This is a genomic window from Streptomyces yaizuensis (assembly GCF_034961445.1).
GTDB classification, from domain to species: Bacteria; Actinomycetota; Actinomycetes; order Streptomycetales; family Streptomycetaceae; genus Streptomyces; species Streptomyces yaizuensis.
In genome coordinates, this window is sequence record NZ_BSBI01000002.1 from 244,538 (window position 1) to 258,674 (window position 14,137).

Sequence of the window (14,137 nt, forward strand, 5' to 3'; positions counted from 1 at the left end):
CCGGGCCCCCGCCCCAGGATTGTTACAGCGGGATGAAATCCGCTGACCTTAGCGTTGGTGTCTTCCGGCGGAACAACACAACCGGGAGGCATACGTGGCGGCGGCCAGGTCAGTGACAGCGCAGGAAAAGGCGGGGGAGGACGGCTGGGCCCGGCGGCTCTGGGGGTACGCCTGGCGCTACCGCCGCAACGCGCTGCTCGCGCTCGGCTCCTCCCTCGGCGGCATGGGCGTCCTGGCCCTCATCCCGCTGATCACCAAGGTGATCATCGACGATGTGATCGGCGACAGCACCCGTTCCCTCACCTTCTGGACCGGCCTCCTCCTCGCGGCCGCCGTCGTCGTCTACGTCATGACGTACATCCGCCGCTACTACGGCGGCCGGCTCGCCCTCGACGTCCAGCACGACCTGCGGACCGGGATGTACGACTCCGTCACCCGCCTCGACGGGCGGCGCCAGGACGAGCTGTCCACCGGCCAGGTCGTCGGCCGCGCCACCAGCGACCTCCAGCTGATCCAGGGCCTGCTGTTCATGCTCCCGATGACCATCGGGAACGTCCTGCTCTTCCTCGTCTCCCTCGCCGTCATGGCCTGGCTCTCCCTCCCGCTCACCCTGATCGCTCTGGCCGTCGGCCCCGCCCTGTGGTGGATCGCCCGCCGCAGCCGCACCCGGCTCCACCCCGCCACCTGGTACGCGCAGAGCCAGGCCGCCGCCGTCGCCGGGGTCGTCGACGGCGCCGTGTCCGGCGTCCGTGTCGTCAAGGGCTTCGGCCAGGAGGAGCAGGAGGCGGCCAAGCTCCGCGCCGTCGGCCGCAAGCTCTTCGCCGGCCGGCTGCGCACGGTGAAGCTGAACTCCCGCTACACCCCCGCCCTCCAGGCCGTCCCCGCCCTCGGCCAGGTCGCCATGCTCGCCGTCGGCGGCTGGCTCGCCACCAGGGGCGAGATCACGCTGGGCACCTTCGTCGCCTTCTCCGCCTACCTCGCCCAGCTCGTCGGCCCGGTCCGGATGCTCGCCATGGTGCTCACCGTCGGCCAGCAGGCCCGCGCCGGCGTGGAACGCGTCCTGGAGCTGATCGACACCGAGCCCACCATCGCCGACGGCACCCGGGAGCTGCCCGCCGACGCCCCCGCGACCGTCGAGTTCGACAACGTCACCTTCGGTTACGACCCCGGGCGCCCCGTGCTCGACGGCTTCTCGCTGGAGATCCGCGAGGGCGAGACCGTCGCCGTCGTCGGCGCCTCCGGCAGCGGCAAGTCCACCGTCTCGCTGCTGCTGCCCCGCTTCTACGACGTCACATCGGGCGCCGTCCTCGTCGGCGGCCACGATGTCCGCGAGCTGACGTTCGCCTCGCTCCGCTCCGCCATCGGCCTCGTCCCCGAGGACAGCTTCCTCTTCTCCGACACCGTCGGCGCCAACATCGCCTACGGCCGCCCGGACGCCACCCGCGAGGAGATCGAGACGGCCGCCCGCGCCGCCCAGGCGGATCGTTTCATCGCCGAGCTGCCCGACGGGTACGACACCAGGGTCGGCGAACAGGGCCTCACCCTCTCCGGCGGCCAGCGCCAGCGGATCGCCCTCGCCCGCGCCATCCTCACCGACCCCCGGCTCCTCCTCCTGGACGACGCCACCTCCGCCGTCGACGCCCGCGTCGAGCACGAGATCCACGAGGCCCTGCGCTCGGTGATGGCCGGCCGCACCACCCTCCTCATCGCCCACCGCCGCTCCACCCTGGGCCTCGCCGACCGGATCGCCGTCCTCGACCACGGCCGCCTCGCCGACCTCGGCACCCACGAGGAGCTGACCGCCCGCTCCCCCCTCTACCGCAAGCTGCTCACCGACCCCGACGAGCTGGGCGGCGTCTCCCCCGGCCACACCCCGGCGGCCGGCTCCGCCGCCCTGGACGACGCGGACCGGACCGTACGCGAGGAACTGGACGCCGAGTTCGACGCCGAGAGCGGGATCACCCCCCGGCTCTGGATACGGGAGTCCGCCGCCGCCCGGCCCGCCGACCCGGGGGCCACGCCCGAACTCCTCGCCCAGGTCGCGGCCCTGCCGCCCGCCGACGGCACCCCCGACATCGACGAGGAACGCGCCACCCGGCCGGAAACAGCCCACGCAAAGGGCAGGGGCAAGGGCGAGGGGCGGGGGCTGCGGCTGCTGCTGCGCGGCTTCGGCCTGCCGCTGCTGCTCAGCCTGGCGCTCGTCACCGTCGACGCGGGCATGGGGCTGCTGCTGCCCGTACTGATCCGCCACGGCATCGACCAGGGCGTCGAGCAGGCCGCGCTGGCCGCCGTCTGGGTCGCCTCCGGACTCGCGCTGCTGACCGTCGTCGTCCAGTGGTTCGCCCAGACCGGCGAGATACGGATGACCGGCCGCACCGGCGAGCGCGTGCTCTACTCCGTACGACTGCGGATCTTCGCCCAGCTCCAGCGGCTGGGGCTCGACTACTACGAGCGCGAACTGACCGGTCGGATCATGACGCGGATGACGACCGACGTCGACGCGCTCTCCAGCTTCCTCCAGACCGGCCTGGTCACCGCGTTCGTCTCGGTGGTGACCTTCTTCGGGATCCTCGTCGCGCTCATCGTCATCGACGGCTCGCTGGCGCTGGTGGTCCTCGCGACCCTGCCGGCGCTGATCGTGGGGACGTACTACTTCCGCAAGCAGAGCGTGAAGGCGTACGAACTCGCCCGCGACCGCGTCGGAACCGTCAACTCCGACCTCCAGGAGACCGTCGCCGGACTGCGGATCGTGCAGGCGTTCCGCCGGGAGGCGGCGGGCCGGGAGCACTACCGGGCCGGCAGCGACAGCTACCGCCAGGCCCGCGTCCGCGGCCAGTGGCTGATATCGGTCTACTTCCCCTTCGTCCAGCTGCTCTCCTCCGTGGCCGCCGTCTCCGTGCTGATCGTCGGCTCCCAGCGGATCGAGGCCGGCACCCTCACCACCGGCGCCCTGGTCGCCTACCTCCTCTACATCGAGCTGTTCTTCGCCCCCGTCCAGCAGCTCTCGCAGGTCTTCGACGGCTACCAGCAGGCCGCCGTCTCCGTCCGCCGGATCCAGGAGCTGCTGGCGGAGGAGACCTCCACGGCCGCCGCCGAGCGGCCCGCCGAGGTGCCCGCGCTCAAGGGCGAGATCGTCTTCGAGGACGTGGACTTCGCGTACGGGGACGAGGAGGAGGCGCTGTCCGGCATCCGGCTGCGGATACCCGCCGGGCAGACCGTCGCCTTCGTCGGGGAGACCGGCGCGGGCAAGTCGACGCTGGTCAAGCTGGTGGCCCGGTTCTACGACCCGACGCGCGGCCGGGTCACCGCCGACGGCTCCGACCTGCGCGGTCTGGATCTGACCGCCTACCGGCACCGGCTCGGTGTGGTGCCGCAGGAGGCGTATCTGTTCCCGGGGACGATACGGGACGCCATCGCGTACGGGCGTCCCGGCGCGAGCGACGCCGAGGTGGAGGCGGCGGCCCGCGCGGTCGGCGCCCACGACATGATCGCCACCCTCGACGGCGGCTATCTGCACGAGGTCACCGAGCGCGGGCGCAACCTCTCCGCCGGCCAGCGGCAGCTGGTCGCCCTGGCCCGCGCGGAGCTGGTCGACCCGGACATCCTGCTCCTCGACGAGGCGACGGCCGCGCTCGATCTGGCCACCGAGGCACAGGTCAATCAGGCCACGGAGCGGCTGAGCGGACGCCGCACCACGCTGGTCGTGGCACACCGGCTGACGACGGCCGCCCGCGCCGACCGCGTGGTCGTGATGGCGGACGGCCGGGTCGCCGAGGACGGCACCCACGCGGAACTCCTGGCCCGGGACGGCCGGTACGCCACCCTCTGGCGCACCTTCACGGGTGAGCAGGGGCCCGGGGACGGCGACACCGGGGAACGGGGCGAGCCCGCCGTCGTCGCCCGCTGACAGCCCGCCGGGCCGGGTGCTCCCCGCCGGGCCGGGCGCTTCCCGCCGGGCCGGGTGCTCCCCGGCCCGGCGGACCCCCGCCGTCAGGAGACCTCGCGGTAGCTCTCCGGCAGCTGGTTCAGCACCGGGGTGCTCTTTCGGGCCTTGAACGGGGCCGACGCGGTGCCCGTCCCCTCGTAGAACCAGCCCGCCGAGCCCGCTCCGCCCGCCGGGGCCGGGCCGAAGCCGTACAGATCGGCCCGGCCGTCCCGGTTGCCGTCGCCGATGCCGACGATGTGGGTGAAGACGTTCCAGCCACCGCCGACGCGGACCCGTGGCGCGAAAGTGCCCGTACCGATGCCCTGGTGCAGCCAGAGCACCCCGGACCGGTCCCGGGTCAGCAGATCGGCGGCCGTGTCGCCGTTGAGATCGCCCGCCGAGACGAGCCGGTCGTACGGCTGCGCACCGCTGATCACCTTCGTCCGGGGGGTGAAGGGCGCGGTCAGGTTGCCGGTGCCCCGGTAGAGCCACACCTCGCCGGCCTTGTCGAGCGCCACCAGGTCCCGCTTGCCGTCACCTGTCAGATCCCGGCCGCCAGCGAGCTGGTCGAAGATGTTCCAGCCACCGCCGACGCGGACACGCGGCCCGAAACTGCCGGGCTCACGGGTGCCCGGGTGGAGCCAGAGCACCCCGGAGGTGTCCCGGGTCAGCAGCTCCGGCTCCCAGCGCCCGCTGTTGAGGTCACCGGCGGGCACCACCCGGTCGTACCCCTTCCAGTAGCCGTTGACGCGCTGGCGCCCCCGTCCCTCGAAAGTGGACTTCCGAGGGTCGTGGTAGGTGTCCTCGTACCAGAGCCCGCCGCTCCTGTCGTGGGCCAGGAGGTCCGGGGAGCCGTTGGCGACGAAGTAGCTGCGCGGGTCGTCGCGGTAGCCGATGCCGAAGGAGCCCCGCGTCGTCAGGGGGGCGCCGATCCCGTTGTCGGGGCGGATGGTGATGCTCCAGTCGGTGGTCCCGGCGGGGGGCGCGAACTCCCGGCCGTCCGCGTCCCGCAGCAGGCCGGGCCAGGTGTAGTTGAGCCGCCCGGGGCCCGCGCTGTCCCCGCGCTGCGGGTCGAGCTCCACCGTCCAGTCCCCGTGCGGGAGGCCGCTGAAGCGCGAGCCGCGGATCGTGAGCGTCGCGTTCACGTTGGTCCGGGTGACGAGCCACTCCAGGGGCACCCGGCCGTTGTTGCGGTCCAGGGCCGGATTGGGGTTGATGGACTGGTCGTAGGACTGCACCTCGGTGGGCTCGCCGGTGGCCCGCCGCAGCTGGGCCACGGGATCGCCGGCGCCGCGCGTCCCGAGGACCGTGTAGACGCCCTCGCCGCCGAAGTCCTGGCCGGGGACCCGGCCGCCCATCACCAGGAGCGCGTCGTCGATCCCGGGCACCAGGGTGGTGGCGTGGTCCAGCAGCTTCCAGGTCTGTCCGCCGGCGATGGAGCGGGCCGTGAGCGCGAGATGGGGATCATCCGCCGAACCCTGGTCCAGCGGCGTGCTGTTGGCGTACACCACCTGATCCCCGGCCAGGCCGAGGAGGGGCTCGGGGATCCCGGTCAGCGCGTGCCGCTGCGGCGGGGACGCGGAGCCGCGTTCGGCGATGACGAGCGTCATCGCGTCCGGCGAGGCCCCGGGCTCCATCCAGGCGACATGGGTGCCGGAGACCGCCGCCGCCCGCTGCCCCTGCGGGGAGGCGACGGGGAAGGTGTCAGTGAGGGTGTCGGTGTCCCGGTTGATCACCGCGAGATGCCATCGCACGCTCCCGGCGGGCCCGGTGGAGTACTGGAGCAGCACATTCCCGTCGGTCGCGGAGACCAGGCGGAACGATTCGGCGTCGGCGGGCAGCCCGGTGACCGGGCGGTCCGAGACCGTACCGCCGGAGGGCTGGAGCAGCCGGACCACCGTCCCCTGACGGGCGATCACGGTCTCCGTCGCCACCCCGATGTAGTCGTAGCCGCGCCCGGGGGCGGCGAGGTCGATCTCGACCGTGGGGGAGTCCGGGGCCGGGTTCCGCAGCCGGACCACACTGCCCTGGACCGACACCACCGAGTCGGAGAGCAGGGCGGGCGCGTACGCCGGATCGATCGGCACCGGCGCCCCCGCGGAGGAGTCCTCGTGCCAGTGGTGCCGGCCCTGGGCGTCGACGGTGGTGTAGCCGCTCGCCCCGGCGCTCACCACCTCGGAGCCGGGCCCGAACGAGGCCGCCGCCCGCGCGGCGCCCTTCCCGCCCTTCTCGGCCGTCGCGGCCTTCTCGGCCGTTGCGGTGGGCCGGGGCTCCGGGGCCGCGCCCGCCGGTACGGCCAGCGGCCCGGCGGTCAGCGCGAGTCCGGCGGCGATCGCCGGGGTGAGCGCTCTGCGGGACGCGATCCCGGTGCGTCGCCTGGCGCCCTGCTGCTGTGACGGCATCAAATCCGGTTCCCCCTCGGATACGGCCGGACCACGCGGGCAGGCGCGCGGCCGGCGGTGTCGGGCAGAGGGCACCAGGACCCCCCGGGTCCGTGCGTTCCGGGCCCCCCGAGCCCGTTTCGGGCGGAGCCTAACACCGGCCCCGGTTATCACGTTTTCCCATTTCCGCCTGCGTGTCGGCGACGGACGGGCGGCAGGTCGGCGGCAGGTCGGCGGCAGCTCGGAGGGGGATCGGCGGCAGGGAGGCGGCGGATTCGGGCCACCGATGGCGTGGTGTGCCGTTCCAGGCGGCTTCCCGGGGACGACAACCAATCGCCGCGCAGGAGCGTCGTAGCTCGTACGCGAGTACGGATCCGTCCCCCGGCCCGTGCGGTGGATGGGGGGACGGGGGGACGGAATCACGCGAGCGGTACGCGAGGGGGCGGACCGGGAGCGGGCGGACCGACGGTGAGGGGAGCGACGGTGAAGGGAGCGGCAGTGGCAGTCGGCGACAGAGGTCCGGGCACGGTGCGGCGCACGGCGGAGGGCCCGGGGCAGGCCCGCGCGGCCGACCGGAACGGCACACCAGGGCCGGGCGGCGCCCACCCACCGGCTTCCCACCCGCCGGCTTCCCGCCCGCCGGCTTTCGACCGTCCGGCTTTCCGTCCACCGGCTGCCCACGCACCGGCTTTCGGCCCACCCGCTTCCCACCCACCCGTTGCGCGGCGGCCTGTCCCCCGCTCGTCGACTTTCCGCCCGGTGGCTTGTTTGCTCGCCCTCCTGCTGGCGGTCACCGGGCTCACCGCCTTCGACGTGTCCACGGCCCGCCCCGCCGGGGCCGCATCGGCGGGCTGCCCCGGCCGCCCGGACAGGGTGTACCCGTTCGCCACGGGCGAGCTGCGCGTCCATCGGAGCGCCCGGCACGTCTGCGCCGTCACCGTGGCGAAGAAACCGGGGAAGCGACGGTTCATGTCGGTCTCGCTCCAGCCGCGCGGCGGCCGCCCCAAGGTGGACGCCGGCCGCTACACGAGGCTGGCGGGACCGGTGACGGTGTACGCCCACAACCGCTGTGTCCGGGCGACGGGGAAGGTCGGACGCTCGGGTCGGTCGTCTGGCTGGATCTTGTGTTGACTGGCTTGAACGCATAGGTCCCTTCTGTCACCGCGCCGTCCCCGGACTCCGTGGCATTTGCAGCTAAACAGGTCTGGCGGGTCGTGCGCCGCCGGGCTAGGTTCGCCGCGACCCACGTAAGAATCAGGGGAGGGTTCATGCGCAAGGCGCTCACAGGAGTGCTCTCGCTCGCGATGCTCATCGGCACCGTGACCGCGACGACCGGAACAGCCGTCGCGGTCACCGGGGAGCGGGGCGGGCTGTCGGCCGAACAGTCCCAGCAGTCCCAGCAGTCCCAGCAGGACATCAAGGACCGGATCCTCGCGATACCGGGGATGAGCCTGATCGAGGAGAAGCCGTACACGGGGTATCGGTACTTCATCCTCAACTACGAGCAGCCGGTGGACCACCGCAAGCCGTGGAAGGGCACGTTCAAGCAGCGCATCTCGCTGCTGCACAAGGACACCGACCGGCCCACGGTCTTCCAGACGAGCGGCTACGGACTGCGCACCACGCCGTCGCGGAGCGAGCCCACCCAGATCATCGACGGCAACCAGATATCCATGGAGTATCGCTTCTTCACGCCGTCGCGGCCCGAGCCGGCCGACTGGTCCAAGCTCACCATCTGGCAGGCCGCCAGCGACCAGCACCGCATCTTCACCGCGCTGAAGAAGATCTACGGTAAGAAGTGGCTCTCCACCGGCGGCTCCAAGGGCGGCATGACGGCCACCTACTACGAGCGCTTCTACCCGCGTGACATGGACGGCGTGGTCGCCTACGTCGCCCCGAACGACGTGGTGAACAACGAGGACAAGGCGTACGACAGGTTCTTCGAGCAGGTCGGTACGGAGGAGTGCCGCACCAAGCTCCACAACGTCCAGCGCGAGGCCCTGATCCGCCGGGGACCGATGCAGGACCTGTACCGGGCGTACGCGGAGAAGAACAAGCTCACCTTCGACACCATCGGGTCGCTGGACCGGGCGTACGAGGGCGTGGTGCTCGACTTCACCTTCGGCTTCTGGCAGTACAAGCTGGCCGCCGACTGCGCGAAGATCCCGGTCGCCAAGGACATCACCGACCAGCAGCTGTTCGACGTGGTCGAGGAGATCGCCGGCTTCAGGTCGTACACCGACCAGGGCCTTGAGCCGTACACGCCGTACTACTACCAGGCGGGTACGGAGCTGGGCGCCCCGGACCTCAAGCTGCCGCACCTCAAGGGGCTGAGCCGGTACGGGTACCAGGCGCCCCGGAACTTCGTGCCGCGTGACATCCCGATGCGGTTCAAGCCCTACGCGATGGCCGACGTCGACCGGTGGGTGCGCCACAACGCCACCCGGATGATGTTCGTCAACGGGGCCAACGACCCGTGGGCCGCCGAGCCCTTCCGGCTGGGCAAGAGCGCCCGCGACAGCTACGTCTACACCCAGCCGGGCGGCAACCACGGCGCCCGTGTCGCGCTGCTGCCGGAGGCCGAGAAGGCGGCGGCGACCGCCGCGATCCAGCGCTGGGCCGGTGTCGAGCCGGTCGCGGTCCGCAAGAACGAGTCGGTGGCGAAGCCGCTGGCCCGCTTCGACGCGAAGCTGGACAAGGTCACCGCGCGGGACCTGAAGCTGGAGCGCGGCCTGCGCGGCTGACCGCCCTCCCCGCCCCACCGCCGACCGCCCGGCCGCTCGCTCCGTGAGTGGCCGGGCACTCGCGCGGGGCACCCCCGACGGGCCGGCGGGCCCGGTGGACCCGTACGGCCACCGGACCCGCCGGTTCCTTCTGTTTCGTCCCGTCCCTGTGGGTCCGTTCCCCGTCAGTCGTCGTACGAGAGGCCGTGGCCCACCGGGAAGAGCACCCGGCCGGGATCGTCGGCCCGCTGCACGGGTACGGGCAGCTCACCGCCCGGCTCCGCGCGCCCGGCGAGCACCCGGGCGAGGGCCCGCATCTCGACGTCGGCCCAGCAGTACAGGGCGAGCGAGGCCCGTACCCCGGCGAGCCGGGCGATGTCGTACGGGTTGCGCACGGCGGCCTGGATCACCGGCACCCCCGTCGCCACCAGCCTCTCGACCAGGGTCCGCTGGGTGCTGGTGGCGTCGACGTTGTAGGTGAGCACGACGACCGCGTCCTTGCCGGAGGCCGCCGCCACCGCCGCGTCGATCGCGGACGCGTCCGGCGCGAGCCCGGTGGGCAGCGCCGTCGCCGTGAAGCCGAGCCCGTTCAGCGCCTCCGTCAGCACCGGGACCGACCTGCGCGAGTTGTTGGCGGGGAACGCCTGGTTCGCGCCGGTGACCAGCAGATTCCGCTGCCGTCGGCGGCTCAGGGGCAGCAGCTCGCCCCGGTTGACGAGCAGGGTCGCCGTGTTCTCCGCGATCCGGTCGGCGGCGGCCCGGTGGCGCGGGGACCCGACCGTGCGGTCGACGCCCGAGGCGGAGACGTAGGGCTGCCGCAGCAGCCCCAGCCGGTCCTTGAGCCGCAGCAGCCGCAGAATCGATTCGTCGAGCCGGGCCTCGGTGATCTCGCCGTCCAGCACCGCCTGGTGGACCGCGTTCCACGCGAGCGGCAGATTGTTCGGGTAGAGGAGCTGGTCCACGCCCGCCTTGAGGGCGAGCACCGGCACGCGCTCCTCCCCGTACTTGGTCAGCACCCCCCGCATATTGAGGGCGTCGGTCACGATGAGGCCGTCGTAGCCGAGTTCCTTGCGCAGCACGCCGTCGATGATGGGACGGGAGAGGGTCGCGGGGTCGCCGGACGGGTCCAGGGCGGGCACCTGGAGGTGCGCCGTCATGATGGAGTCGATGCCCGCGGCGATCGCGGCCCGGAACGGCGGGGCGTCCAGCCGGTTCCATTCCTCCCGGCTGTGGTTGATCACCGGCAGGCCGTAGTGGCTGTCCACGGAGGTGTCGCCGTGGCCGGGGAAGTGCTTGGCGCAGGCGGCGACGCCGGCCCCCTCGTACCCCCGGGCCTGGGCGGCGACGAGCCGGGCCGCCGCCTGCGGATCGGCGCCGAAGGAACGGACGTTGATGACGGGGTTGGCCGGGTTCACGTTGACGTCGGCGACCGGGGCGTAGTTCTTCCGGATGCCCAGCGCGGCCAGTTCGGTGCCGGCGATCCGCCCGGCGGTCCGGGCGTCGCGCAGCGAGCCGCCGGCGCCCAGGGCCATCGCGCCCGGCAGCTGGGTGGCGGGGGCACCGATGCGGACGATCGCGCCGTGCTCCTGGTCGATGGAGATCAGCAGCGGGAGGCCGGAGGAGTCCTCGACCGCCGCGCGCTGGAGTCCGTTGGAGAGGGCGGCGATCTGCTGCGGCCGCGCGAGATTGCCCGACCAGAGGAAGTAGATGACACCGCCGAGGTGCCAGCGGGCGACGGCCTCGGCCCCGGTGCGGACGCCCAGGAGGCTGAGGTTGACCTCGGCCGCCTCCGGGCTCGGGTCGGTGGCGGAGTGCCCCGCGACCCAGGTGCAGAAGAGCTGGCCGACCTTCTGTTCCAGGGTCATTCCGGCGATCAGCCGGTGGAGCCGGCGGTCACGGGCGTCGAGGGTTTCGACGGGGCCGTTGCGCCCGGCGGCGCTGGACGGGGTGGTGGTCAGGGTGGCGTAGGCGGCGGCGGTCGCGGTCGAAGCGGCGATGAGGGTACGTCTGGAAAGGCTCCGATTGTGCATGTTTCCCCTTACCGGCCTTGTGCGATACGAAAGTTGAAGGAAACTTCCAGAGACAAACGGATAGTCGGAAAATAACTAACAGGTCAATGGTCCGGCAAGGAAAAACGCACACGGGGGAGGAAAGGTCACTGATACGGATGGGGCGCGTCCGCATTAGAGGGGTGCAGGAGTGCGGGAGTGGTCACGGACGGTGAGATCCAGGGAGGGGGCTGGAGGGGTCCGGGAGGCGTCCGGGGAGGGGGCCGGGGAGGCGTCCGGGGGTCCGGAAAGGGCCCGGGAAGGCTTCGGGAAGGCGCCTGCCACCGGCGCTGTCGGGAGGCAACGCGCCGATGGCAGGCGATGGGCCCGCCGACCCGCGGGCGGTTGGAGAGGGGTGCCGTGACGGGCTGCACCGAACAGCCCGGGACGGCGCCGCACCGCGGACCCACCCGGCGGAACCGGCTGGTTAGACGGCCGGCCCGCGGTGTGGGTTCCGCGTCTTCGGTGATTGCTGGTCAGCCGTGCGTGATGACATGCGTGACGGCATGCGTGACGGCGTGCGCGATGGCGGGCGTGGGGGGAATTGGGATTTCCCTATTCCGTTTTTAGCCGTCGCGAAATACAGAGCGATGCAGTCCGGAATGCGGTGACCGCCAGTCGTTGAACGGACGCGGATGCCGCATTTCCGGTCACTGCCGGACGTCCCGATCCTGCTCCTCGGCGGTCTTCGCCGGTCTTCGGCGGTCTTCGGTGGCCTTCGACGGGCGCGTCGTGGCCTCAGGCCGGCCCGTGCGCCCGGGCCGCGAGCAGGGTCTCCAGGTGCACGCGGCCCGGGACGAGCAGTTCGGGCAGCTCAGCCGCGCCCGGGTACCACCGCTTCTCGTACTCCCAGCTCAGCCAGGTGCCCGGGGCGAGCGGCGCCAGACAGTCGGCGAGCGGGACGGCCCCCGCCCCCAGCCGGAGCGGAGTCAGGTCATCCGGTCCGGCGACATCCTTGACCTGGACATGGCCCAGGAAGGGGGCCAGCGCCGCATGGGTGGCGGCGGGTCCCTCGCCGGCCAGCCAGGGGTGCAGGACATCCCAGAGCGCGCCGGCCGCCCGGTGCCCGACCGGGCCCAGGACGCGGGAGACGGCCGCCCCGGTCGGGTGGGAGTCATGGGTCTCCAGGAGCATCCGGACACCCGCTCCCGACGCGGTGCCGGCGGCCCGGCCGAGCCTGCGGGCGGCGCGGGCGTCGGCGGCGTCCGCCAGGACCGGGCCGTCGGCCGGTACCGCGCCGGACTCCTGCTCCTGATCCTGGTCCCCGGTGGCCCCGGTGGCCCCGTCCGCCGTCCCGTCCACGGCTGCCGTGGCCGGTTCCCGCTCCCCGCCAGGGAAGACCCGTACCGAGGGCGCCCCCAGATCCCGGGCCAGCCAGATCAGTTCACCCAGCTCCTGGAGCACCTGTGTGTCGTCCCCGGGCGCGGCGACCCGGGGATAGCCGCAGACGGCCAGGATCTCCACCCCGGCCCGCTCGAACTCGCGCGCCACCGCCTGCCGGTCGGCAGGGCCGAGGCCGGTGTGCACCGGCTCGTCGGGGGCGGCCCGCAGCTCCACCCCCTGGTAGCCGCAGTCGGCGGCGAGGGCGGCCACCTCGGCCATCGGCATGCCCGGTACGCCGAGCGTCGAGAACGCGAACTTCATCATGGACCGCGCCTTCCCCGGCCCGCCCGTACCCATTCCCGCCGGTCCGGCCACCGCCGGTGACGGCCGACCGCCCGGACCGACCGCCCGGACCGAACGCCCGGAACCGGCCACCCCGTACCGGCCATCCGTACCCATCCGTGTCGGTGACCCGGTGACCCGGTGACCCGGCGGGGAGTGCGGCAGTACGGCGGTGCGGCGGTACGTGCGTCAGTCGTGCGGCGCGGCCGTCGAGGCCCGGGCCAGCAGCGTGGCCCCCATGGTGGCGAGCCCGCCCGGGGGCACCGCCTCCCGCCCCATCGCGATCCGCCCCGCCCGCGCGCCCGCCTCCGCCAGCGGCAGCCGTACGGTGGTCAGCGCCGGACCCACGTCCACGGCGAACGGAAGGTCGTCGAAGCCCGCGACGGAGATGTCCCCGGGTATCCGCAGCCCCAGTTCGCGCAGGGCCGCGCAGGCGCCCAGCGCCACCGTGTCGTTCGCCGCGACCACCGCCGTCAGACCGGGGTCCCGCCGCAGCAGTTCCAGCGTCGCCTCATGGCCGGAGCGACGGGTGTACGGGCCGTGGCGGGTGAGCCGGTCCTGGTCCTCGGTGATGCCGGCCGCCCGGAGCGCCGCCCGGTGCCCCTCCAGCCGGTGCCGGGTGGTCGTGCGCTCCGGCGGCCCGGCGACATAACCGATCCGGCGGTGGCCGAGCGCCAGCAGATGTTCCGTCAGCCGCCGGCCGCCGCCCCGGTTGTCGAAGGTGATCGCGGCCTCGATCGGCGCCCCCGGGCCCCCGGCCGGCAGCGGCGGCCGGCCGCACAGCACCACCGTGGTGCCCGCCTGTGCGAGCCGGGTCAGCTTGGCCGTCATCGCCGCGATGTGCGCCGGGTCCTCCAGCGCGCCCCCGGTGATCACCACCGCCGCCGCGCGCTGCCGCTGCAACAGCGTGAGATAGGTCAGTTCGCGCTCCGGCGACCCGCCGGTGTTGCAGACGACGGCCAGTTTCGCGCCACCGGCCCGTCCCGAGCCCTCCGGCCGGCCGATCTCCGACTGCGCGGCCCCGGCCATGATGCCGAAGAAGGGGTCGGCGATGTCGTTGACGAGGATGCCGACGAGGTCGGACGTGGCGGCGGCGAGCGCGCTGGCCGGCCCGTTCAGGACATAGTCCATTTCGGCCACGGCCCGCAGCACTCGTTCGCGTGTCGCGGCGGCGACAGGGTAGTTGCCGTTCAGCACCCGCGAGACGGTGGCCGGGGACACCCGGGCGCGGGCCGCGACATCCGCGAGGGTGACTGTCATCGCTTCCTCCGGGGAGATGGCGCCGGGGCTCTTGTCCGCGCCGCTGTCGGCAGGCTAGCGTTCTACCCCGTAGAAAGCGCTTGCTATCGCTCCTTCCCGGTAACACAGTCATAAAGACCGTCACCACGAGCGACC

Annotated in this window: 7 protein-coding genes; 3 read left to right on the forward strand and 4 right to left on the reverse strand. The window is 72.9% G+C overall.

Annotated elements, in window-relative coordinates:
* The first annotated feature begins 112 nt into the window (after positions 1-112).
* Positions 113-3,907, forward strand: coding sequence for an ABC transporter ATP-binding protein (locus SYYSPA8_RS04985; RefSeq protein WP_323445714.1), 3,795 nt, complete (start codon positions 113-115; stop codon positions 3,905-3,907).
* An 83-nt stretch (positions 3,908-3,990) separates the two neighbouring features.
* Here the strand turns inward: SYYSPA8_RS04985 and SYYSPA8_RS04990 are convergent, their stop codons facing one another.
* Entirely contained in the window at positions 3,991-6,327 is a 2,337-nt protein-coding gene (locus SYYSPA8_RS04990; RefSeq protein ID WP_323445715.1) for an FG-GAP repeat domain-containing protein, read from the reverse strand.
* A 738-nt stretch (positions 6,328-7,065) separates the two neighbouring features.
* Between SYYSPA8_RS04990 and SYYSPA8_RS04995 the strand changes: the two genes are divergently transcribed.
* On the forward strand, positions 7,066-7,437 hold the full coding sequence (locus SYYSPA8_RS04995) for a hypothetical protein (protein ID WP_323445716.1): 372 nt from the start codon (positions 7,066-7,068) through the stop codon (positions 7,435-7,437).
* A 137-nt stretch (positions 7,438-7,574) separates the two neighbouring features.
* Positions 7,575-9,050: a S28 family serine protease gene (locus tag SYYSPA8_RS05000; protein WP_323445717.1), complete on the forward strand. Its 1,476-nt coding sequence runs from the start codon at positions 7,575-7,577 to the stop codon at positions 9,048-9,050.
* Positions 9,051-9,214: 164 nt separating this feature from the next.
* Here the strand turns inward: SYYSPA8_RS05000 and SYYSPA8_RS05005 are convergent, their stop codons facing one another.
* The 3 genes from SYYSPA8_RS05005 to SYYSPA8_RS05015 all read right to left on the reverse strand — a co-directional run bounded on the left by SYYSPA8_RS05005 (position 9,215) and on the right by SYYSPA8_RS05015 (position 14,002).
* Complete coding sequence (locus SYYSPA8_RS05005) at positions 9,215-11,059, reverse strand: glycoside hydrolase family 3 protein (protein ID WP_323445718.1); 1,845 nt, start codon at positions 11,057-11,059, stop codon at positions 9,215-9,217.
* A 756-nt stretch (positions 11,060-11,815) separates the two neighbouring features.
* On the reverse strand, positions 11,816-12,721 hold the full coding sequence (locus SYYSPA8_RS05010; protein ID WP_323446306.1) for a sugar phosphate isomerase/epimerase family protein: 906 nt from the start codon (positions 12,719-12,721) through the stop codon (positions 11,816-11,818).
* A 210-nt stretch (positions 12,722-12,931) separates the two neighbouring features.
* Positions 12,932-14,002 (reverse strand): LacI family DNA-binding transcriptional regulator, encoded by a 1,071-nt coding sequence (locus tag SYYSPA8_RS05015; RefSeq protein WP_323445719.1) that lies wholly within the window; start codon positions 14,000-14,002, stop codon positions 12,932-12,934.
* Positions 14,003-14,137 lie beyond the last annotated feature (135 nt).